The sequence below is a fragment of the Paenibacillus sp. PSB04 genome (assembly GCF_025809195.1).
GTDB classification, from domain to species: Bacteria; Bacillota; Bacilli; order Paenibacillales; family Paenibacillaceae; genus Paenibacillus_AQ; species Paenibacillus_AQ favisporus.
The window spans coordinates 5,725,525-5,748,103 of record NZ_CP081301.1 but is presented as its reverse complement, the minus strand read 5'-3'; the positions used below and the strand labels follow the sequence as shown (position 1 = coordinate 5,748,103).

The following is a 22,579-nucleotide window of genomic DNA, read 5'->3' as shown; positions in this document are numbered from 1 at the left end:
GGGATACTATGGTGGTTTATGATGAGTGTAACACTCCGTTATCGGTGTTACATGAGGAACGATTATCGCGGTGAGTGGAGCGGTAGTCGCTTGCAGCAATGACAGGAGGGGTCACAATGTTACATGATGAGGCGATGGAAAACATAACTTCATTTTTGCCACAAATCAAAATATTTGAATCGCTACCGGCAGAAATTATGCGTGAAATCGAACAATTGGTAACCAGATCAAATACGTATAAGCTTCCAAAAAACTATATTCTTCAGACGCCCGATGATGAAAGGAATGGCTTATTTTTCGTAATCGCCGGTAAACTGCGCTTATACAAAACCAATTCGGCCGGCAAACAACATACAGTCTGCATCCTCAGCGAAGGCGGCATGTTTGGCGAGGTTGAAACGTTCTCATTGGGCAATAGAGGAACTTATGTGGAGACGATGGAAGACTCGATTGTTTTTTCGATTCCGACTGAACAATTCGAACCGCTTTTACGCAAGTTTTCTGAATTGTCTTTGCGATTTTTATCGGAAATAAGCAAACGCCTGCGAGATCAGGATGAATTGGTGGAAAAATTGGTTTTTAGGGATCTACGTGGTAAAGTGCTTTACTTTCTCAACCGATTGTCTAAAAAGTTCGGCATAGAAGAAAATGGATACCGAAAAATCGATATTCCCCTGACTCATCAAGAATTGGCCAATATGATCGGTGCCACAAGAGAAGCGGTATCGCTTACCTTACAGGAACTATCCAATGAAGGTATTATCGTGACCAGCCGCAGAATGGTCATGATTCATATCGAAAAAGCGATGAAAGAACTGGCTTGATTCCATGACCCGAAAAACTTCGTAATCTAAATTACTGTCGAATTTTTTATCTAGCGTTATGATAAATGCCGTAACGGAACTGCAAAATATGAAGCTTATAGGAGGAGCCAACATGTCCAATCAACGAGTCCAATTGAATATTCGATTCAAAGTTAAACCAGGGAAAAAAGAAGAATTCCGCAGGGAGCTGTATTCCCTTATTGAGGAGATGTCACCCGAGAAGGCATTCATTAGCGCCATTGTTTCGGACGATCTGGATCAGCCGGATGACTTGATTATTTATGAAACATGGCAAGGCACGAGAGATAGCTGGCTTGCGGAAGAGTTTATTAAACCATACCGCAAGGATTACGAACGAACACTGGGCGATTTCATTGTGGATAGAAGCGTCAGCTGGTTGCAGCCGAAGGGCGAATGGGGAAGTCATATAACGAATGCGTGATGACGTTGATGGGAGGCATATAGATATGGGGAAATTTGAAGGAAAGGTAGTCGTTGTTACCGGAGGAACAAGCGGTATCGGACTTACAACGGCACAACGATTCGTTTCGGAAGGGGCCTACGTATTCATTACCGGCCGTAGGCAAAGCGAGCTGGATGCGGCAGTAAAATTGATCGGTGACCGGGTTACCGGCGTTCAAGGTGATATTTCTAATTTGAAGGACCTAGACAAACTGTACGATACGGTAAAGCAGGAGAAAGGACATCTGGATATTCTATTCGCAAACGCTGGACTTGGCAGCTTTCTGCCCTTGGGTCAGATTACGGAAGAGCAGTACGACACAACCTTCAACGTGAACGTAAAGGGTACTTTGTTCACCATCCAAAAGGCTTTGCCGCTGTTTCCAAATATGACAGGAAACATCATCTTAACCGGCTCGACGGCGGGTACGATCGGCGAAGCAGCGTTTAGTGTCTACGGAGGCACCAAGGCGGCTCTCCGTCAGATGGCTAGGAGCTGGATAATGGATTTGAAAGGCACAGGGATACGACTTAATGTAGTGAGCCCTGGCACGGTCCACACGCCAGCGTATAATGATCTTTTTGGCGAAGCGCTAAATCAAGTTCTTGATTCGGCGAAGAATGTCGTTCCGCTAAGCCGCTTGGGCAAGACGGAGGAGATTGCCAGCGCGGTGATGTTTCTGGCGTCGGAGGAAAGCAGTTATGTGAACGGCATCGAATTGTTCGTAGATGGCGGTATGGCTCAAGTTTGACCTTGAATCAGAAGGGATGGGTTGTCATTTAAGCAATTCCTAATAAGCCCATGTATCAAATCAGGCAGAGGAGTCTATATAGGCTCTCTGCCTGATTTTCATACTGCGACGGATTGGGCGAAGCATTCGTGGACGAGCTGTCGCACTTAATTTGACAACCTGTCATTTACCAGACTGATTATTCCTCTATGCGGAATCGAACTTCCTTCCCGGTCGGCTCGCCGCCGAAGGGGGATCCGATTTCCTCCCTGAACACGAATTCGAGACCGGAGAGCTTGTCCGGCAGTGACGGGGATACCACGTAATTATAAGTTGCGTTGCCGGAGCAGCTTCCTCCCGTGTCCATCCGGCATTCATAGGGCTCTCCCATATCCAACACGAAGTTGGATATTTCGGTCGAATTTCGTTCCGGGATCGTCACATCCCAGTCCACATACAGCGTCACGACGCTCGCATTGGCGTATTGCCGAACCGAAGTGAGCGTAAAGAAGTACCCCTTATGCTCTTGTGAAATTAGCACCGGAACATGCTTGATGAAACCGGCGGGTTCGACGATCGGTTTGAAAAACTCGTCGGATCGGATGGCACCAAAGATATATTTTAGAAAGTCCTCATAAAGCCCCGTTTCGGCCGCCCATTGGTCAATGTACGCGAAAGGCGGGTAGCCCGGATTTCCTTCCGAAATCTCTTTGCGCTGCTGCAGCAGCTGGCAGATTTGTCTGTCGATGGAGTGCAGGCGTTCATCGTAATGCTCGGTGGGTCGTGTGAAAGGCATCCGTTTCATCATCATTCCTCCTCATATATTCTATTGTACCCTACAGTGCTAAATGTTGGAAAACGATCGGCGAAAAATCATTCATAAAATAGCAGCCGCTTCGAGTATGCGTTGCGGAATTCCGTCGGGGTCAACCCCACGATTTTTTTGAAGGATTTCATGAAGTGATGCGGGTCGCTGTAGCCGAGCTGACTTGAAATCTCACTTACGTTCTGGTTCGTGTCGGTCAGCAGATATTTGGCCAGCTCCATTTTTTGCTGCAAAATGTACTGTTTCAGCGAAATACCTGAGACGGTTGTAAACAGATGGGACAGGTACTTCTCGTTGTAGCCGAAGTGCGAGGCGATTTGGGAGACCTTGATGTTCTCGTGGCGGCTCCATTTGATGTAGTCGAGAATATCGTTGTACAGCTGGGTCTGCTTAAACGATTTGCCGGGGTTGTTCTTTTCGAAGAACAGCTGGTTGTAGAGCTCGCAAAGGATGACGGTAGACATGTAATCATTTAAGGTCTGTTCGTTGTAGCCGCGCACCGAATCCTGGAGCTGCTTCATCATGACGACGATTTTCTCGGGATTGCGCAGAGTGCCGCATTGGGGAATGACGATCCGCCCATTCTCGTGAACATGGGTATAGCGGGAGAGTTCCAGCTTGGGAAGGTTCTGCGAAGTCGAAAAGTGCAGCCAATAAAAGCTGCAATCCGATGGCTTAGCTCCTTTCTGGCGCGTGAACGGGGGAAGCAGCAGATACTCTCCCTGGGAGACCTCGTAGGTTTCATCGTCTCCGGAAATGTACAGCGTTCCATGTGTCATGACAATGAGCTCGTAATCCATCAAGTAACGGCTTAAATGAATCCAATCCGCAGAGGGAGCAACGAACTTGCCGGTAAGCTCCATATGGACCGGACGCTCGATGCGGAGCTGATGGGCATTCATCTAAAGTTTCACCACCATTGCTAACCTTTTTCCACCCATTGAAGGGTCGGTAGATCCTAAAATTATCACACCGCATCAAATGGCACCATCAGCAAGTGCAAACCTTTTGACACAAATTCGATCGTTGAACTATTTTGCCCCCTCCGGATTGAGTATAAGCTTGTGTAAACGGATTCATAAAACCCAAGGGGAGGATGAAGGATGAAAAAAATACTCGCATCCGTGCTCGCGCTTACACTCGGAACGTCACTGCTGGCGGGCTGCAGCAGCGGCGGCAACGAGCCGGAGGAACCAACCGTGCAAGGGGGCAAAGTAAAGCTGAAGGCGATCATGACAAAGCATCCGCTCACGCAAAAGTTCGAAAATATGAAATGGCTTCAGGATGCGGAGGAGAGGGCAGGGGTTGATATCGAATGGCAGGAAGTGTCCGCCGATTGGGATCAGAAGAAGGGAGCCATGCTGGCCAGCGGGGATATTCCCGATTTGATCGTTGGCGTGAACTCCATTACCGATTCGGATTTCGCCCAGTTTCCGGGGTTGTTCCAGGACCTATCCGGAATGATCGACCCATATGCTCCGAATGTCAAGGCGATGTTCGACGCCAAACCCGAAACGAAAATCATTGCCACGCAGCAGGACGGTAAAATATACGGACTGCCCAAGTATCAGCGGTTCTGGCCCGATACGGCGACCCGGCAGTTTATCAACAAGGAATGGCTGAACCAGCTGGGGCTCCAGATGCCCACGACATGGGATGAGCTGTTCGACGTGCTGAAGGCGTTCAAGGACAAGGATGCCAACGGAAACGGAGATCCGAACGATGAGATCCCGATGGACTTTGCCCCGACGGGAACCGTCGCATTCGGTTATTTTATGCCGACCGTACTGCTGGGCAGCGAAGGGATTACGTTGTCCGACGGCAGCGGCAGCGGATATTTTGTAGAGGATGGCCAAGTTAAAAACTTCTTCATCGACGACCGTTACAAAGAGTTGGTCAAATTTTTGAACAAATGCTTCAGCGCCGGTCTGATAAATCCCGAAGTATTCACCCAGGACTACACCAAGTACCAATCCGTGGCAAGAGGCAAAGGAAATACGGCTACCGTTGGCTTTACGTGGGGCTGGGAGGTCACCGACCGTTTCGGCAACGCGGTAAGTCCGCAGTATACGACTATGGCGCCGCTGAAATTTACAGCCGATTCCACCGTTCAGCAGTCGTGGTCGTACGATTACAACACGCTGAATTACGGTACAAATACCGTTCAAATGTCTGCCGCTTCCAAGCATAAGGAAGCCGCAATGAAGTTCATCAACGAATTGTACAACCCCGAGGTCAGCATGCAGGTGCTTTTCGGTTCGCTTGGCACAAACATCAAGGACAATGGGGACGGATCGTTTGCCGTACTGCCGCCGCAGGATGAGGCCATGGATCCGGGAACCTGGAAATGGACCTCCACCTGGGCCGATAACGGACCGATGTATATCGCCGACTCGCTGAAGCTGACATTAGGCACAGACATGCAGTCGGTCGGCAAGCAAACGGAGCCGCTGCAGAAGGTGCTGGACTCAATCGATAAGGACAACGATGTTTTCCCGAACCTGTTTATTAAATACAGCGCGGTGGACAACAGCACGATGGCTCTCGCCAATACGGCGCTTGTGTCGATGGCCTTGGCCAAATGGTCGCAGTGGATCACCAAAGGCGGCGTGGATAAGGAGTGGGACGCCTATGTGGAAAATTGCAAAAAGACAGGGCTCCTGAAAAATATTGAAATTATGCAGAAATACTATGACGACTATAAAAGCAAGCTGTAAAACGCGATCCCCGGTCCGGTGCAGGCTCCCTGCATACGGGCCGGATAATCCAGCATGCAAGCACTGCTGTTACAAGGAGGTAATCTGGTCATGATATCGCGATCCGGCCCCAAATTAAAGCAGGCCGCTGCTTTGCCCAAAGCACGCAAACAAACCGTTCTGAATACATTCAGGCGGGACTATCAGCTGTGGATCATGATTTTGCCCGCCGTTGTCGTTATTTTTATTTTCAACTACATCCCGATGTACGGCATCCAGCTGGCTTTCCGCGACTATAACTTCACTAAGGGGCTGACCGGCGGAGAGTGGAGGGGATTGTTCTACTTCCGGCAGTTCTTTGAAAATTACATGTTCGTGGATCTGATGAAAAATACGGTGGTCATCAGCGTGGCGACGATTGTGCTCAGCTTTCCCGCGCCGATTATTCTGGCCCTGCTCATCAATCAGGTCAGGATGAAGCGGGCGAAGAAAACGCTCCAGACGACCGTGTATTTGCCGCATTTCATCTCGACCGTCGTCATGGTCGGACTGCTGAGCGTGCTGCTCTCGCCGAACTCGGGAATCATCGGGCACCTGCTTCAGTGGCTTGGCCTTGGGGATATCAACCTGCTGGGGTCGACCAAGACGTTCGTTCCCGTATATGTACTATCGGAAATTTGGCAGCATGGCGGATGGAACAGCATTATTTATTTGGCCGCTTTGTCCACCGTGGATCCGCAGCTGTACGACTCCGCAAAGATGGACGGAGCAAGCCGCTGGCAGACAATCCTGTATGTCGACATTCCCGCCCTGGTGCCGACGATCATTATTTTATTTGTGCTCAGCATGGGCAGCGTCCTGGGAACGGGCTTCGAGAAAGTATTTCTGATGCAAAACCCGCTCAACTTGCCGGTTTCCGAAGTCATTGCCACCTACGTGTACAAAATCGGTATTATCAGCAGCCAGTTCAGCTATTCAGCCGCCATCGGCTTGTTTAATACCGTCATCAACTTTATCTTCCTGTTTGTCATGAACATGATCGCCAAGCGGTGCTCGGACATCAGTCTGTGGTAGAGACGGCGATCCCGAAAGGAGCATGGAGTATTGATACTTACACATCGTAATCGCAGGAGCGCGGGGAATGTTCTGTTTCAAGTCATGGTTACCACCCTGTGCGTGCTGATTTTTCTCATCGTGGCCTATCCGCTGTACTTCGTTGTGATTGCATCCGTCAGCGATCAATCGCTGGTGTCGACAGGACAGGTGACGCTGTATCCCAAACATATCAGCTTTTTTGGCTATCAGGAAATTTTCAAGGATGCCCGCATTTGGACGGGATACAAAAACACGATCATTTACACGGTGCTGGGTACGGCGGTAAACTTGCTGTTTACGCTGCCGGCCGCCTATGTCTTGTCTCGGAAAGAGTTCCGCGCCCGCCGGTTTATCATGTTTGCCTTCGTGGTGACCTTGTTCTTTAACGGCGGCCTGATTCCAACCTACCTGCTGATGAAGCAGCTGCATTTGACCAATTCGATGTGGGTGTTTATCATCCCGTTTTCGGTCAATGTGTACAATTTAATTATCGCACGGTCGTTCTTTGAGCACTCCATTCCGAAAGAGCTTCATGAAGCAGCTTCAATGGACGGCTGCAGTCACTTCACTTTTTTCGTAAAAATCGCGCTTCCGCTCTCCAAGGCGGTTGTGTCCGTCATCGCCCTGTATTATTTAGTCGCCCATTGGAACGATTTTTTTACCGGACTCATCTATATCCAGAGCAATTCGCTCCAGCCGCTGCAAATCGTGCTGCGGGACATCCTGCTGTCCAACCAGGTGTTTTCATCCGGAGCAGGCTCCGGCGGAGCTGCCGGAGGGTATGCGCAGCAGTATGCGGATCAGGTCAAATATGCGGTGATCATCGTATCCACACTGCCGATTCTTATCGTGTATCCGTTTATACAGAAGTACTTCGAAAAAGGCGTCATGATCGGCTCGGTCAAAGGTTAGCGGAGCGGGTTCACGCCAGCGCGAATGAATAAAGCCGCCGGGCAGCTGTGCCCGGCGGCTTTTGTATCATCGAATCATCATAATGATCGGACCTTTAGAATCGTTTCGATGGCAGGGATCGACGATTAAGCTCCTTCGGTCAATACCGGCAACGTAATCGTGAAGACGGATCCTTCGGATTCCATGCTTTTGACGGTGAGCGTACCGTTGTGGTCCTGGATGATTTTATGGCAGATGGATAGGCCGAGGCCGGTTCCTTCTTCCTTGGTCGTATAGAACGGATCGAAGATTTTCGGGAGCAGGTCTTCGGGGATCCCTTTTCCCGTATCGGACACGTCAATGGTTACCACCGAATCCGTTTGCTGCACCTGAATATGGATATGACCCGGCTGTTCCATCGCCTCGATGGCATTGCGCACCAGATTAATCAGCACTTGCACGATTTTATCCCGCTCCATTTCAACCATGACGGAATCGCTGACATTCTCCATGCTGATGCTGTGCCCTCTGGAAGTCACCTGCGATTCGGTTAAATTTCTCGCTCTTTCCACACAATGCGAGATGGGCTCGGGCCGGATGTTGCCAAGATGCGGCTTGGAAAACTGCAGAAACTCCGCCGTCAGCTCGTTCATGCGCGTGATCTCGTTGGTAATGATATCGACCCATGGCCCGATATTGTACGACTGCGATTTGGACAGATGGATGAAGCCCTTCAGCGTTGTGAGCGGATTCCGGATTTCATGAGCCATGCCCGCAGCAAGCTCGCCGACGATTTTCAGCTTTTCGCTTCGGAACATTTCTTCCTCACGCTTCAGCCACAGCATCCTCTTTTTCTGAAACAGCCGGTCTTCGGCCAGCATGATAATATCATGCGAGGTTGTGCTTTCCCGGGGAAACCGGGCCGTGCTGTAAGTTACCTCGTAGCCGAGCTTGCCCGATTCAAGAATATCCTGGGCTTGTGCAAGCGACCCATCGGTATCCGGGATCACCATGGCGAACCGGTCCCCGGCATAACGGGAAATGGCGAAGGCGCTCGGGAAGTAAGTCCGGATGATGAGCGATATTCTCGTCAAAATTTCGTTGCCGCCGCGGATGCTTTCCTTATTTAGGCTTTTAAAGTCCTGAAAATCGAGCAGGATCAGCACAAACGGCGATTTTTTCTTTTCAACCAGTTCGTTGACGGCACTGACATAACCGTCGTAGTTCAAAAAACCGGTCAGCGGATCATGCGATGCGAGAAACTGGTTTCGCCTCAAAAGGCGCTTTCTTTCAATCTCGGTTGTGACAAGATAACGCATTCCAAGGACGATTAATACGAGACTAACCAGATCGTAGACCGAGACCAATAAATTGTAACGGTCCCAGGGGAGATAGCTTAGCCGGATGACGGTATACAACATGGAATAAGCAAATGCCAGCGACAGCGTATACTTCAAGTTTCTCGTATTTCGGGTTTCCATAATAATTAATATAAAGTAAATGATTTGCGTCCAATTGAGCTGGGAACTCCAATGGAAGAAGGCGAGGCTTACGGATTGAAGAAACAAGGAACGGCTGCTGGACTCGGCGAAAAAAATCATGACCCCCGTCAGCATCGCTCCGGAGAGAAATAGCAGAAAGATGCTGTCGGCTTTGCCCAACAGAATGGAAGATAACATGATAAATGTAGTTAAGGAAGGAATCAAGACGTGTCTTGTCTGTTTTACGATCATGTTTATGCTCCTAGGGAAAAAAGTAAAATTTCAGTAAGCCCTTATCTACTGCCATTATATCGGATAGGCTATGAAAACAATGTCGAATTTCCGTGTCGCCTTGGAAATGATCATGATTTTTTTTCTCCTATGGAGAAAACAGATTTTATGGTATAAATGACCTCATAGCCCGCCGGATGAATTCGGTGTGGAGGGATGCCGGAAGGATCCGGCACGAACGCAAACCAGGGGGAGTGTCATGCGGACGTATTTTGTCATCAGCCAGATCATCTATGTGTTATGTTTTGTTCCGTGGCTGCTGATTTGGGGAATTTCGTTCATGGGGTTTGACAGTGGAATCAGCGGAGCGGCCATCGCCTTGGTGTCCGTGATCGGCGTTTACCCGCTCGTCACCATTGCCTGTGCCATTATGGCCTGGGCGTTCTACAAGAAGAGGAAGAGAGCGGCGGTCATCGTGAATTCGATTCCGCTCTTGTGGGTACTGGGCGTCGGCGTGCCGGTGCTCGCATTAAATCTTTCGTGAACGATTCAAAGAGCATAAACAAGTGCAAAGCCCGGCAGCTTCAGGATAAGTCCTGGAATGCCGGGCTTTGCGTATATACAGCACTCGCTATAGCTACCGACCGCCTGACGATGCCTCATTCGGACAAAGCCTTATAAAAATATCCCGCAGGCTCCACTTTAAAGCTATACTTTTCCGGGGATATCCACTATTGTTGACTGTGTATCAGTATGGATGACCAGAACAATCGGGGAGTGTGAAACAGTGGAGTCTTATGATTGGGATGAGAAGATGGGGTATTTGCGCCGGAGAATGAGTCTTTATTATAATGACGACTACATCGCGTTTTTGGTCAAATCGGTTTGGAAATGGGAAACTCCGGTTCGGGTCGTCGATTTCGGCTGCGGTTACGGGCAGCTGGGTTTGATGATGCTTCCGCACCTGCCGGAAGGCTCAACCTATACGGGGATCGATCCGGGAGCAAGACAGATTGGGGCGGCCAAAGAGCTGTACGCTCACCTGCCCTGGAAGGCCGAGTTCATTCGGGCGGAGCTGACGGATGCTGACCTGGGCAGCGCCTTTGATGTCGCCGTATCGCACGCAGTGCTTATGCATAGATCCGATCCCCTGCAGCTGCTGGCCAAGATGGCCGAAAGTGTGAAGGACGGCGGAACGGTTATTTGTTACGAACCCCACGGCTGTGCTTCCATGTCGAGCTATTATTTTGATGATGTTTTATCTACGGAAGTCATGCCGCTTGGCCCCCTGCAGAAGCTGCATGAACAGGATGCTTTACGGACCGGGAAGGACGCCAACATCGGCATGAAGCTTCCGGTTTACTTTTCGCAGCTGGGGCTGCGCCGGATCGAGAGCAGAATCAGCGATAAGGTGAACTATTACGACCCAGTCCAGGATTCCGAGGAGACGAGGGCTTTGTTCAGCAACCTGCAGTTTGAATGTCCGGGTCAGGAGGAAGACTTTATTCAAGCGCTGATTGAGCGGGGGCTAACCCAGGAGGAAGCAGAACGGCTCTATATCGCCGAGGACCTGTTATCCCAAGTCAATACGCCGTCGGTTGCGTTCGCCCATGCGCCGAGCATGAAAATTACGTTCGGTACGGTAGTCCGATAAGTCCGTGTAACATATAAAAAAGGAGCTGTTCCCAAGGGTCATTGACTTTCCGGGACAGCTCCTTTTGCTTACGACCATTTTTAACCAGACCTTATTCAACATCATAACAGAACCGAAAGAAACAGTCTATATTTTCAGCGGGGACCTGGGATATAGTTGGTGATGCCGGCAATCCAATCATAGAAACGGGGAAAACAGTATGGAAAATGCATGTCATCTTTCCGAGGCGGATTTAACGAATTATACCAAGCAGGTATTCGGATCGGATTACGCGATCTCACAGATTACGCGGCTGAACGGAGGGGCCCAGAAGGTCGTCTATCAGCTCGATTTCCTGAACGGTTTTTCCTGTATGCTGTACGTTTGGGATTTATCCATGAATTACTTTCGGGAAGAAATCGAACATTCAGATCATGATATGCGTTCCTATGGAGCCGACTTGTTTGGCGAGAACAACCGGGTATTAACCCAATTGGGCATTCCTACACCCGAGCTGTATAACCTTAATCTGGAGCGCCGGGAGTATGCGTTTGATTATGCGCTTGTCGAACGTATTGGGGGCGGCAAAGCGGAAGACTATTTTGCACACCCGGATACAGCGGAGCAGCAGCGATTGTTTCGGCGGATCGGGGAGATGATAGCCAATATGCACGATTGCGCGAGAGATGTTCACGGGCGGCCCGGCCAAATCAAGCCTCCGCAGAAGTCCTGCCAGCAGGAGCTGGTGGACAATGCCCTCAGGCAGATCACGTATGCCGCCTCTTATTTGCCTGAGATTGCGGCTGCTCAAGAGGGGCTTATGTCCGTCCTTCAGGAATGTTCATCGCGAATTCGTCCAAGGACATCTTACGGACTGATTCATGGCGAGCTTGGACCGGACCACATTTTGGTGAATGCGAATCTGGAGCCGTATCTGATCGATATTGAGGGTGTTACCTATTTCGACATTGAGCATGAGCACAGCTTTCTCGAGTTTCGGTTCGGGGAGCATTACCGGTATTTCCGTCAGGACCATCTGGATCCCGACCGGATGGCCTTCTACCGCCTGCACCACCATCTCTCCTTAATCGGAGGCGGCTTAAAGCTGCTTCACCGCGGCTTTCCCGACCGGCAGCTTGCCCAGGGTATCGTGGATCATCATCTGAAGTGCGCCTTGAAATATGTTCATAATAGGCAAATTTTATGATCCCGGGAGTGCCGCGGAAACTGAATCAAGCTATACACAGGAGGATAACCTATCCTTGCAGACATCGTTAAATAAAGGAGGTACAGGTCAGACATGAAGGATTTTCCGCTTGCACCCCATGAATCGATCGATCTTCATGAAGTGCTGAATTTTAAAACGCTCTGCGTCGCCAAATCGAAGCTGATGCAGGGGATGGTTTTTGACAAAGAACTGAAGGCGCTGATGCAAAAGGACGTTGAACAGTCCACACAGGCCATCAACGAACTGAAGGCGATTTATGAACGAGCTCCGTTTCAGGCTCCGGTCCCGGAAAGCAAGCCTGCCCCCATCCTAAATTGAAGGTGATACTCTGATGAACAACGATGATTTAGATCCGATCAATTCGCTCAACATGCCGGAGATGGCCGATATGACTTTTGCTATGGACTTTTTGATCCGGGCGAAGGAAGGGGTTCGTAATACCGCGGTTGCCCTGACCGAAACTGTATCCACAGAAGCGAGGGAACTGCTGAAAAAGCAGCTGAAGCAGGGGATTGCCCTCCATCAGGAAATCACCGAGCTGATGATCCGTAAGAAATGGTTTCACCCGTATGAGCTGCACGAGCAGTACCAGCTGGACCAGCTGTCGGCCAAAAACACAGCCATGATTGCCGGGATGAACCTGTTCCCCGCAGATACTTCGCGCAAAGGGATGTTCGACCGGACGCCCGATGAGCATATGGAGGAAGGCCGAGCATGATGAAAGCCGTTACGTACCAAGGGGTTAAAAACGTCGTCGTCAAGGACGTCCCCGATCCGAAAATCCAAAAGCCGGATGACATGATCGTCAAGCTGACCAGCACCGCTATTTGCGGCTCCGACCTGCATCTGATCCACGGCATGATTCCCAATCTGCAGGAGGATTACGTCATCGGTCATGAACCGATGGGGATTGTGGAGGAAGTCGGGCCCGAAGTCACCAAGCTGAAGAAAGGCGACCGGGTCATTATCCCGTTTAATATTGCCTGCGGCGAATGCTTTTACTGTAAAAATCATCTGGAGAGCCAGTGCGACAATTCGAACGACAACGGGGACATGGGTGCGTATTTCGGCTATTCGGGAACGACCGGCGGTTATCCGGGCGGGCAAGCCGAGTATTTGCGGGTTCCATTCGCCAATTTCACGCACTTCAAAATTCCGGAAAACAGCGAGCGGCCGGATGAGAGCCTTGCACTAATCGCCGATGTGATGCCCACCGCCTTTTGGAGCGTAGACAACGCCGGTGTCAAACAGGGGGATACCGCAGTCGTGCTAGGCTGCGGACCGGTTGGACTGCTGGCGCAAAAGTTCTGCTGGCTCAAAGGGGCGAAGCGGGTCATCGCCGTCGACTATGTGGATTACCGGCTGCAGCATGCCAAAAAGAACAATCATGTTGAGACCGTCAATTTCGAGCATCACGACAATGTTGGTGCATACCTGAAGGAAATCACCAAGGGCGGAGCCGACGTGGTCATTGACGCGGTGGGCATGGACGGGAAAATGAGCGACCTCGAGTTTCTGGCGAGCGGCTTAAAGCTGCAAGGAGGCACCATGAGCGCCTTGGTCATCGCCTCCCAGGCCGTTCGCAAGGGCGGAACGATTCAAATTACAGGCGTGTACGGCGGCCGTTACAACGGATTCCCGCTAGGGGACATCATGCAGCGCAATGTGAACATCCGCGCCGGACAAGCTCCGGTCATACACTATATGCCTTATATGTATGAATTGGTGGCGACCGGCAAAGTCGACGTGGCCGACATCATTACGCATGTCATCCCGCTCAGCGAAGCCAAACGCGGTTACGAAATGTTCGATACGAAGACGGACAACTGCATCAAAGTGATTTTAAAGCCGTAAAGTACCTGACAACACAAGGGAGTGAAGTTCTTGATAAATCCAACGTATGCCATGCATGAATTGTTGGAGGCGCATGAAATCGCCGCCTTCAAGACGGTCTGCATGACGAAGTCCAAAACGATGCAGGCGCTGGTCACAGATCCTGAGCTCAAGCTCATTCTCCAGCAGGATGCCGCGATGTCATCCGATCAGCTGGCCGAGCTTGCGGCCGTTCTGAACAAAGGAAAGGAGACGCTGCAATGAATCCCGTACTGGAATACATGACCGGCATGAACAAATTAACCGACGATGTGATTGCCATGGACTTTCTGGTCACCGCCAAGAGCGGCGTCCGGAATTTGGCGATGGCCGTAACGGAATGCGTCACTCCGGAAATCAAAGGCATCCTGGAGCGGCAATTGGAACAGGCGATCGATACGCATGAGAAGATTACCAAATATGCGATCGCCAAGGGGCTGTACCACCCTTTCAGCCTGCAGGAGCAATTGCGTGTCGATCTGCAGCAGATTCGGACCGCGCAGAGCATTCCTTTTCCCACACCGTAACAGCATGATTTGTATCAGTCATCTTATCGATAACTGCATACGCATTTGACATACAGCCGGCTGTGTCGTACAGCCGGTTTTGCTATCATGATTTATCCCTGCCGGATCGGCTGACTTCAACTCATGAATGATCCCCCTTCCGGGAATGTTAGCCATATCGACATTTGGCGGAAAGAAGGCAGGAAATCACTATGGAACTGTTACTGATGGTCATCGTTCTTCTAATTCTGATCGGCATATCGAACGTTATCAATCATTTTATCCCGGCGGTCCCGGTGCCTCTGATCCAGATTGCGCTGGGCGTCGCGGTCACGTACATTCCCGGCGTACATCATGTACCGCTGAATCCGGAACTGTTCTTGCTGCTCTTCATCGCGCCTCTGCTCTTTAATGATGGAAAAATGACACCCCGCGACGAGCTGTGGCAGCTGCGGTCGTTCATTCTGCTGCTGGCGCTCGGCCTCGTGTTTGCCACCGTGCTGATTGCAGGGCCGTTCATTCACTGGCTCATTCCGGCCATCCCGCTGTCGGCGGCTTTTGCGCTGGCGGCCATTCTGTCGCCGACCGATGCGGTGGCCGTCGGCTCGCTGTCCGGCCGGGTGAAGCTCCCGGGCCGCATCATGCGCCTGCTCGAAGGTGAGGCATTGATGAACGACGCTTCGGGCCTCGTTGCTTTTAATTTTGCCATTGCCGCAACCGTCACCGGCCAGTTCTCCCTGCCGCGGGCGATTGGCAGCTTTATCGTGATCGCGGTCGGGGGGATTGTGGTCGGAGCGCTGCTCGGCTTCCTGGCGATTTGGCTCCGCATGCTGCTGCGGAGGCTTGGGATGGAAGATGTCACATTACATGTGCTAATTATTATTTTGACACCGTTTCTGATCTATTGGATTGCTGAAGAATTTCACGTTTCCGGTATTTTGGCCGTCGTTGCTGCCGGTGTAACCCATGCGATCGAACGGGACCGGATGAGGACGGGATCAGCGCGCCTGCGCATCGTTTCCGACAGCACGTGGTCGGTCATCCTATTCTCCTTGAACGGTCTCGTGTTTCTGCTGCTTGGACTTGAAATTCCCGGCGTTATCCGGACTGTATGGCAGGACAAGGCATACAATAACGGCCAATCCATTGCCTATATCGTTCTGATTACGCTGGTATTAATGGTCCTTCGCTTTGTATGGGTATGGGCATCGAACCGCCAATTCCGTTCCGCCGTGCTGACAGCGTTGTCCGGTGTCCGGGGAGCCCTGACGCTGTCGGCGGCCTTCTCCATTCCGTTGACGCTGGCCGACAACAGTCCTTTCCCCGAACGGGATTTGATCCTCTTTATCTGTTCGGGCGTCATTCTGCTGACCCTGATCAGTGCCAGCGTGTTACTGCCCATCCTGACCCGCGGTCCCCAGGTGGATCCCGCTCTCGCCGAGGATGCCGAGAGACAAGCGCGCATCCGTGTCATTGAGGCGGGTCTACGAACGGTCAAAGAGGAGAAAAACGATGAAAATCGGCAGCAGGCTATCGAGCTGATCGCTGCGTATTCCCACAGGCTGCAGATGTGCAGATTCAGAGATCGTGCGGAAATGAATAGATTATGGAAAGAGGCTGTGGAAATCCGGTTGGAGGCGCTTGAGGCGGAGAAGGAAACCGCAGACCGATGGCTGCAGGAAGAGCGGATATCGCCAAAACTTGCGGATCGGTTCAAGGCCACGATATCGCAGATCGAGCTGCTGCTATCCACCCGTTTCAAGGTGAAGAAGCTGATGATCGTCGGATGGTCGGCCATCACCCGGCTGTTCCAAGGCAGCAAACACAAAAAAGCCCGCATGACACCAGACCACCCGAAGTGGAATGCTTATAAGGCGCTGAAGCTGGAAGCGATCCGTGCTGCGATAGAGCGGGTTAAGGGGCTCGAGACATCGGGCAACCGGGATACCATCGCCATGATTATTGCCGATTACCGCGGGCTGGAGCTGCATCTGACACAGGAACCTGCACACGAGGAGCGGGCTGAAGAGATGGATGCGGTCCGCCGGGAGCTTGAGCTCAAGGCCATCCAGTCGGAGCGGAACGAAATTCAAAGGTTGTTCGAAGCGGGTGAGATCAGCCGGGCGCTGGCCAACAATTTAAGGCTGGACGTCAATTATCATGAGGCGCATCTGTTTGAATCGCAAACCGTGCATGAGGAGGAAGGGGAGCATGCTTAGAAAGCTGCTTTGCCTTCCCTGCTGAGAATGGTAAAATAAGCTCATTCCGGTTGGGGAGGGAACAGTATGGAAGCTTTCGTTAACGGGATCAAGCTCCATTATGTCGATGAAGGAACCGGCTTCCCGATGATTGTATTGCATGGGCTTGGCCTGGACGTTCACTCGATGGAACCCGTCATTCACTCGTTCAGCACTGATTTTCGCGTCATTGCCATCGATGCCAGAGGGCATGGCCTGTCGGATAAGCCGGCAGAATACCGTCTCTCGGATCATGTCCGGGATGTCATTGCGGTGATGGATTTCCTGAAGCTGGACAAGGTATACCTGGTGGGTGGATCGATGGGAAGCTATATCGCACAAGGAGTCGCCATTGCCGCTCCGGAGCGGGTGGAGAAGCTGGTTCTTGTCACGCCCAAGTCCAACGGCAGGACCTCGTCGATGGCCCGTTTATTCAGTGAGCATGCCGAGGAACTGGAAGGTATGGATACCCCGGCTAAGGTGCAGCATTTAAGCCGGTACATGTTTCACAATCTCTCATTGGTCGGAGCGTGGATGCAGCATGTTCAAGAGGGTGGAACAAGCTTGACGGAGGAGCAGAACGCTGCTTCCAACCGGGCGCTTGAAGGGTTTGATTTTCGTCCCGATTATGGCCGGATTACGGCGGAGACGCTGATCATTAGCGGGAAATACGACGGTTTGAATCCGCCGGAGTGGGGCAGGGAAATCGCGGATGCCATTAAGGGAGCACGGTTCGTGGAGTTCCTTCACTCCGGGCATGCGCCGCATGTGGAGGAGCCGGAGCGGTTTGACGAAACGGTAAGAAGCTTCCTGCTTGCGCCTCCGGAACAAAGGTGAAGATTGCACCGACCAAGCAGCAAGGGGAGCGGGGATAAAAGTCATGTTACATAAATTCGGATTTTCACAATATGAGAGCAAGGTGTACGAGGCGTTGGCGTCGGCGGAGCAGCCGATGGACGCCACGATGATCGTGAAGCATTCCGGCGTGCCCAAGGCGAAGATATATGAAGTGATCTCCCGGATGGTGGAGAAGGGCATGGTGCTGGAATCCGTTTCGGAAAAAAAGAAGCTGTATACCGCTTTGCCTCTTCCGCTCGTGATCGAAAAGTTAACGTCAGAGTTTCAGTCGGACATTCAGGAGCTGGAGCAGCATAAGGTTCAGAAGGCGGTCATCGACGACCATGTCTGGAGCTTGAAGGCAGACTCATCGATCACATCCCAGTTAAAGCAGATGATGGAGAATGCAGAGCGCTCGATCCGGTTTTCGGCATGGGAGGACGATTTCCACAAGTATCTGCCTATCCTGCTGGACAAGCAGCAAAATGGCATCAAAGTGGAAGGTGTCGTGATTGGCGATACGCCTGATGGCCTGCCCCAGATCGTCCCGATGAAGCCTAGCGAGCAGCATGTCATGCTGGAGCGGTTCAGGCTGCTGATCGTAGACGACCGCGAGGTCGTATTCGCCGGCGTGGAGAATGATTCGTGGCAGGCGATCAAGACCCAGTCACAGCCGTTTGTGCGCGTGTTTACGGACTATTTCCATCATGATTTGCTCTTGGCGAAAATAACAGGCAAATACAACGATATTCTGCTAAACGACGAGGAGATTATGACGGAATTGCTTCAGTTGAAATATTAAGCGCGTCACATGAAAAACGGGTGGACCCGGATCCACCCGTTTTTTGTATGCAAAAAATAGGGGTTGATCCTCATTTTGAATTAGGTTACCATTGCAGTAGTAACCAAACAAAAACATGGAACAGAGAGATTTTTTACAGAGGGGAGTTACATGCTGCATGAATTTTAAAATTTACATTTTAGCGATCGCCTGCTTCGTGACCGGAATGGTGGAGCTGATCGTCGGGGGGATGCTGGATCTCGTTTCATCGGACCTTCATATTTCGGTGAGCACAGCCGGGCAGTTGATCACTTTGTATTCCGTGGTATTTGCCGTATCGGGGCCTGTGCTGCTGGCGGCAGCTTCGAGGGTCGAACGTAAACTGCTGTACCAATGCGCCCTGCTGGTCTTCATTGCCGGCAATGTGCTTTCGGTCGTCAGCCCGAATTTTACGATGATGGTGATCGCGAGAATTATGTCGGCGGCGAGCGCCGCGCTCATCACCGTGCTGTCTATCACGATGGCTTCCCAGATGGCGGAACCGGCGTACAGAGCCCGGGCAATCGGCGTTATCTTTATGGGAGTCAGCGGCTCCCTCGTATTGGGCGTACCCGTGGGCATGATGCTGGGCAACGCTTTTGGATGGCGTGCTCCGTTTGTCATGATCTCGATTTTGGCCGTTATATCGTTCATCGCGGTGCAAATTTTTATTACGAAAACGCCTCCCAGCGAGACCGTGCCGCTGCGCAAGCAGCTGGCATCCTTGAAAAACGGCAAAATCATTTTTGGCCAGCTGATTACGATTTTGATGCTGACCGGTCACCTGACCTTATATGCTTATCTGACGCCGTTTTTGCAGGAAACGCTGCATTTGAGTCCTTCCATGCTCAGCCTGTTTTATTTTATTTTTGGCATCGCGGCTGTTCTTGGCGGCGGGGCAGGTGGCTGGGTCACCGACCGGTTTGGGCCTGAGAAAAGCATTCTGACTATTGTCAGCGTGTTTGCCGTGGCCATGCTGCTGATGCCGGTATCTACGGTTTCGGTGTATGTCTGCCTGATCGTGATGATCGTCTGGAGCATGCTCAGCTGGTCGATCTCTCCTTCGATGCAGAGCTACCTGATCAAAGCGGCACCGGAATCGCCGGACATCCAGCAGAGCTTGAACAGTTCGGCTTCCCATATCGGTATTGCGCTGGGGTCGGCGATTGGAGGCATGGTAATCGAAGGATCGTCGGTGTATTACAATGCCTGGGTTGGCGTTATTTTCGTCCTGCTTGCATTGGGATCCGCGGTGTTGTCGATTACTTGGAAAAAGCGCCGGGTCGTGTCCCGTGCGGCTGAGGGCGTCCGTGAAACATCATGATGGAGGTGAATTCCGCAGTGGCGGCACAGCGGAATGTCAATGGAACAACAGTGGAATATGGAGCCCGCCAAATGCATGGCGTTGACCGTTCAGTTGATGCAGGGTCGAATCTGCCCTGTGACCGGCGGTGATGAAGAAGCAGACGGCTTTTACCAAGAGTTGGGGCGGTTTGCCCAAGACCCTGTCATTCACGAGCTGCTTGAGAGCGGAAGCTTTGAATTGGTTGACGTGGGGGATGCCGATATATTTGCTTATAAACGAAGCATGAATCAGCATCGGCTGCTGATCGTAGCGAATATGAACAAGGAGGAGGCGGCATTCCGGGGTGACGGAATAACAGGCGGACAGAAAATGGTATCCGTCTATCCGGATACCGTTCCATCCGAAGCGATGCGGCTGCGGCCGTATGAGGCGTTTGCGGTATTGATCAACGGATGAAGGAGGGGAGTAATCCCTCCTTTTTTTGTGCACTGCTGTAGTGTTTTAGTATATAAGGGGGTATCTCAATCGGTGCCTAGTTGGAGTTGGATTGTTTAAGGTGGCCGCCCATCGCTTTTTTATAAGAACTGCCCCATTCCCTGATCTGCAGAATGACCGGTTTGATCGTCTGGCCGAACTCGGTCAGCGAATATTCCACCCTCGGGGGGACCTCAGGATAAACCACTCTTTGGACGATTCCGCAGTCCTCCAGCTCCCTAAGCTGAAGTGTGAGCATGCGCTGCGTAATACCTGGAATGATCTGACGCAGTTCGTTAAAGCGTTTGGTGCCGTCCAGAAGGGTGTACAGGATCATTCCCTTCCACTTGCCCCCAATGATATTCAAGGCGACTTCAACGGAGCAGCCCTGGAGATATTCGGCGCGGAGTACGCCATATTCCGGATTTTTCTTCAACCCGATCCCTCCTCATAAGTTACAAGAAGTATACTGTACCACAAAAATGTGCGTACTTACTTCTCTCCATTTTAGCACATATAATCAGATCAGCAGCTGCATACACGGACTAAAGGAGAGAAAAGGATATGGAAAATCAAGCTTTAACAGGCCGACAAGCTTCACCTTCTGTAGCGGGATACCGCTGGTGGTCTTTGACCGTCATCCTGCTTGCGACCTTTATGGCAATTCTTGACGTATTTGTTGTGAATGTTTCGATACCCGATATTAAAAAAGGCCTTTCGTCAACCGACGGGCAGGTAGAATGGGTGGTGACTTCCTATACGATCGCTTATGCTGTTTTATTGGTGACCGGCGGGCGGTTGGGCGATTATTGGGGGAGAAAACGGATGTTTCTCTGGGGAATGACAGGTTTCACCATTGCGTCCGCTCTTTGCGGCATGGCCCCAAGTGCTGAGCTGCTGATTGCCGCGCGGGTACTCCAGGGCATGTCGGCAGCTATGATGATTCCGCAGGTTCTATCGACTATTCAGGTGCATTTCACCGGAAGAGAGCGGGGGATTGCGCTGGGCATATACGGCGGGGTGATCGGTCTGGCATCCGTTGCCGGGCAAATTATAGGCGGTTTTGTGCTGGAATGGAACATCGCAGGACTGGGATGGCGGAACGTATTTTTTATTAATATTCCATTCGGAATCATCTCCATCGTCGGATCCATGATCGTACTAAAAGAATCACGCTCGGCTTCGCCCGTCGTCAAATTGGACATCATCGGTCTTTCGTCCATCACAGCGGGGCTGCTGCTCCTGATATACCCGCTGATCAGCGGAAGAGAGTCGGGATGGCCCTGGTGGACCTATGCATCCTTGGCATTGTCGGCACTTGTCATCTCGCTCGGTCTGGCCTATGAACGCCATGTGAAAAAGAAAGGAAGAGTACCTTTCATTCAGCTGTCTCTTTTTCAATACCCTGCTTTTACAAGAGGTCTGCTTGTGACATTAGCCTATTATTCCGGCAACGCCGGCTTATACTTTGTTCTCGTTCTGTTTCTTCAGCAGGGGCTGGGACTATCGCCGCTGGCATCAGGCTTAACTTTTCTGCCGCTCGGAATCGGGTTCGCCGCATCATCCATGCTTGCCCAAAAGCTGGTCAAGGCTTTTTCCGAAAAAGTCGTATATTGGGGCGCGATCCTAATGCTCGTCAGCGATCTTGCGCTGATCGGTCTATTATATGAATCGGGAGAACATGTAAGCAAAACGCTGCTGTATCTGCTTATGCTCCTTGTGGGAGCTGGCCAGGGAGTCATTGCTCCCCCGCTGCTTCAGACGATACTTTTCAGGATCCGCCAGCAAGATTCAGGGGCTGCCTCGGGGATCCTGACAACGATGACCCAAATCTCTCAGGCATTAGGGATAGCGATATTAGGCGGTGTGTTCTATACTCTGGCGGATCACCACGGGTACGTTACTGCGTTCAGAGACGCGCTGTGGGTCCTGCTTGCCTTAGGCACAGCTGTGCTGATTGGTTTAATGAATTTGATTCGACTCAATAAATGAGAGCAAGGGCTGACTTAGAAGCACCAAAGGAAAGCTTAAGGGCTTCATCGGAAGGATATACAGAATTCTACACCTCAGAGATAAGCCTTCCGATGAAGACGATATACAATAGGCAAAAGATCAGTTTCATATTTAACAGTATAGTGCCCAATGAGAGAATGATTTGCTTTCGGTTCCCGCCAGGGTAAAATCCGGCTATGCCCCAAAGAAAAGACAGGGTGGCGGCTATGAGCAGAAGAACGAAAGGGTCGAACCGAATCAGACGCCCAAATCCGAACGTGGGGTTTGGGGTTGTCATGAGGAGGCTAAACGCAATCCAGCAAATAAGGGCAACGCCTAATGATATGGGACCGCTTCTTCTCATATTTCTCGCTCCTGTGGGTGACTTTATACCAAGTATACCCAAAGACGGGTCACTGTCACGAAAAAAACACTTG

Annotated in this window: 24 protein-coding genes; 20 read left to right on the top strand and 4 right to left on the bottom strand. The window is 51.2% G+C overall.

Features of this window, described 5'->3' with window-relative positions; genetic code table 11:
* Nucleotides 1-116 precede the first annotated feature (116 nt).
* The 3 genes from K2F33_RS26440 (at nt 117) to K2F33_RS26430 (ending at nt 2,038) form a co-directional block, all read left to right on the top strand.
* Nucleotides 117-824, top strand: a complete 708-nt coding sequence (locus K2F33_RS26440) for a Crp/Fnr family transcriptional regulator (protein WP_263879772.1) — start codon at nt 117-119, stop codon at nt 822-824.
* A gap of 112 nt (nt 825-936) precedes the next feature.
* The gene (locus tag K2F33_RS26435) at nt 937-1,266 is read left to right on the top strand and encodes an antibiotic biosynthesis monooxygenase family protein (protein WP_263879770.1); all 330 of its coding nucleotides are present in this window, start codon (nt 937-939) and stop codon (nt 1,264-1,266) included.
* 25 nt (nt 1,267-1,291) lie between these two features.
* The gene (locus K2F33_RS26430; protein ID WP_076167091.1) at nt 1,292-2,038 is read left to right on the top strand and encodes an SDR family oxidoreductase; all 747 of its coding nucleotides are present in this window, start codon (nt 1,292-1,294) and stop codon (nt 2,036-2,038) included.
* Between the two features lie 178 nt (nt 2,039-2,216).
* Here K2F33_RS26430 and K2F33_RS26425 read toward each other — a convergent pair whose 3' ends face one another.
* Nucleotides 2,217-2,828 carry a hypothetical protein gene (locus K2F33_RS26425; protein WP_263879766.1) on the bottom strand — a complete coding sequence of 204 codons (612 nt, stop codon included), beginning with the start codon at nt 2,826-2,828 and terminating at the stop codon, nt 2,217-2,219.
* A gap of 62 nt (nt 2,829-2,890) precedes the next feature.
* On the bottom strand, nt 2,891-3,745 hold the full coding sequence (locus tag K2F33_RS26420) for an AraC family transcriptional regulator (protein WP_212968832.1): 855 nt from the start codon (nt 3,743-3,745) through the stop codon (nt 2,891-2,893).
* Nucleotides 3,746-3,946: 201 nt separating this feature from the next.
* Between K2F33_RS26420 and K2F33_RS26415 the strand changes: the two genes are divergently transcribed.
* The 3 genes from K2F33_RS26415 to K2F33_RS26405 all read left to right on the top strand — a co-directional run bounded on the left by K2F33_RS26415 (nt 3,947) and on the right by K2F33_RS26405 (nt 7,546).
* Entirely contained in the window at nt 3,947-5,560 is a 1,614-nt protein-coding gene (locus K2F33_RS26415) for an extracellular solute-binding protein (protein WP_263879763.1), read from the top strand.
* A 195-nt stretch (nt 5,561-5,755) separates the two neighbouring features.
* A complete protein-coding gene (locus tag K2F33_RS26410; RefSeq protein ID WP_412974022.1) occupies nt 5,756-6,613 on the top strand; it encodes an ABC transporter permease in 858 nt (285 codons plus the stop codon).
* 84 nt (nt 6,614-6,697) lie between these two features.
* Nucleotides 6,698-7,546 (top strand): carbohydrate ABC transporter permease, encoded by an 849-nt coding sequence (locus tag K2F33_RS26405; protein ID WP_163873421.1) that lies wholly within the window; start codon nt 6,698-6,700, stop codon nt 7,544-7,546.
* 125 nt (nt 7,547-7,671) lie between these two features.
* On the opposite strand, the gene K2F33_RS26400 is transcribed toward K2F33_RS26405, so the two are convergent.
* Nucleotides 7,672-9,258, bottom strand: coding sequence for an ATP-binding protein (locus K2F33_RS26400; RefSeq protein ID WP_263879758.1), 1,587 nt, complete (start codon nt 9,256-9,258; stop codon nt 7,672-7,674).
* A gap of 238 nt (nt 9,259-9,496) precedes the next feature.
* Between K2F33_RS26400 and K2F33_RS26395 the strand changes: the two genes are divergently transcribed.
* The 13 genes from K2F33_RS26395 to K2F33_RS26335 all read left to right on the top strand — a co-directional run bounded on the left by K2F33_RS26395 (nt 9,497) and on the right by K2F33_RS26335 (nt 20,132).
* The gene (locus K2F33_RS26395; protein WP_089546919.1) at nt 9,497-9,781 is read left to right on the top strand and encodes a hypothetical protein; all 285 of its coding nucleotides are present in this window, start codon (nt 9,497-9,499) and stop codon (nt 9,779-9,781) included.
* A gap of 243 nt (nt 9,782-10,024) precedes the next feature.
* Entirely contained in the window at nt 10,025-10,891 is an 867-nt protein-coding gene (locus K2F33_RS26390; protein WP_263879756.1) for a class I SAM-dependent methyltransferase, read from the top strand.
* Between the two features lie 199 nt (nt 10,892-11,090).
* Nucleotides 11,091-12,077 (top strand): aminoglycoside phosphotransferase family protein, encoded by a 987-nt coding sequence (locus K2F33_RS26385; RefSeq protein WP_263879754.1) that lies wholly within the window; start codon nt 11,091-11,093, stop codon nt 12,075-12,077.
* 93 nt (nt 12,078-12,170) lie between these two features.
* Complete coding sequence (locus tag K2F33_RS26380) at nt 12,171-12,416, top strand: spore gernimation protein GerQ (protein ID WP_163873428.1); 246 nt, start codon at nt 12,171-12,173, stop codon at nt 12,414-12,416.
* Between the two features lie 13 nt (nt 12,417-12,429).
* The gene (locus K2F33_RS26375; protein ID WP_263879751.1) at nt 12,430-12,816 is read left to right on the top strand and encodes a spore coat protein; all 387 of its coding nucleotides are present in this window, start codon (nt 12,430-12,432) and stop codon (nt 12,814-12,816) included.
* Nucleotides 12,816-13,952, top strand: coding sequence for a zinc-dependent alcohol dehydrogenase (locus tag K2F33_RS26370; protein WP_263882453.1), 1,137 nt, complete (start codon nt 12,816-12,818; stop codon nt 13,950-13,952). Before K2F33_RS26375 ends, K2F33_RS26370 begins: the two co-directional genes overlap by 1 nt.
* Before the next feature lie 51 nt (nt 13,953-14,003).
* A complete protein-coding gene (locus tag K2F33_RS26365; RefSeq protein ID WP_076169411.1) occupies nt 14,004-14,195 on the top strand; it encodes a hypothetical protein in 192 nt (63 codons plus the stop codon).
* A complete protein-coding gene (locus tag K2F33_RS26360; RefSeq protein ID WP_263879749.1) occupies nt 14,192-14,497 on the top strand; it encodes a spore coat protein in 306 nt (101 codons plus the stop codon). Before K2F33_RS26365 ends, K2F33_RS26360 begins: the two co-directional genes overlap by 4 nt.
* Before the next feature lie 191 nt (nt 14,498-14,688).
* Complete coding sequence (locus tag K2F33_RS26355; protein WP_263879747.1) at nt 14,689-16,695, top strand: Na+/H+ antiporter; 2,007 nt, start codon at nt 14,689-14,691, stop codon at nt 16,693-16,695.
* Nucleotides 16,696-16,761: 66 nt separating this feature from the next.
* On the top strand, nt 16,762-17,550 hold the full coding sequence (locus tag K2F33_RS26350; protein WP_263879744.1) for an alpha/beta fold hydrolase: 789 nt from the start codon (nt 16,762-16,764) through the stop codon (nt 17,548-17,550).
* Between the two features lie 43 nt (nt 17,551-17,593).
* Complete coding sequence (locus K2F33_RS26345; protein WP_263879742.1) at nt 17,594-18,352, top strand: TrmB family transcriptional regulator; 759 nt, start codon at nt 17,594-17,596, stop codon at nt 18,350-18,352.
* A 157-nt stretch (nt 18,353-18,509) separates the two neighbouring features.
* A complete protein-coding gene (locus K2F33_RS26340) occupies nt 18,510-19,694 on the top strand; it encodes an MFS transporter (RefSeq protein ID WP_263879740.1) in 1,185 nt (394 codons plus the stop codon).
* A 33-nt stretch (nt 19,695-19,727) separates the two neighbouring features.
* Nucleotides 19,728-20,132, top strand: a complete 405-nt coding sequence (locus K2F33_RS26335; protein WP_263879738.1) for a hypothetical protein — start codon at nt 19,728-19,730, stop codon at nt 20,130-20,132.
* Nucleotides 20,133-20,208: 76 nt separating this feature from the next.
* On the opposite strand, the gene K2F33_RS26330 is transcribed toward K2F33_RS26335, so the two are convergent.
* The gene (locus tag K2F33_RS26330) at nt 20,209-20,586 is read right to left on the bottom strand and encodes a winged helix-turn-helix transcriptional regulator (protein WP_234489216.1); all 378 of its coding nucleotides are present in this window, start codon (nt 20,584-20,586) and stop codon (nt 20,209-20,211) included.
* A gap of 128 nt (nt 20,587-20,714) precedes the next feature.
* On the opposite strand from K2F33_RS26330, the gene K2F33_RS26325 reads away from it, so the two are divergent.
* Nucleotides 20,715-22,142 (top strand): MFS transporter, encoded by a 1,428-nt coding sequence (locus K2F33_RS26325; RefSeq protein WP_263879735.1) that lies wholly within the window; start codon nt 20,715-20,717, stop codon nt 22,140-22,142.
* The last annotated feature ends 437 nt before the right edge of the window (nt 22,143-22,579 follow it).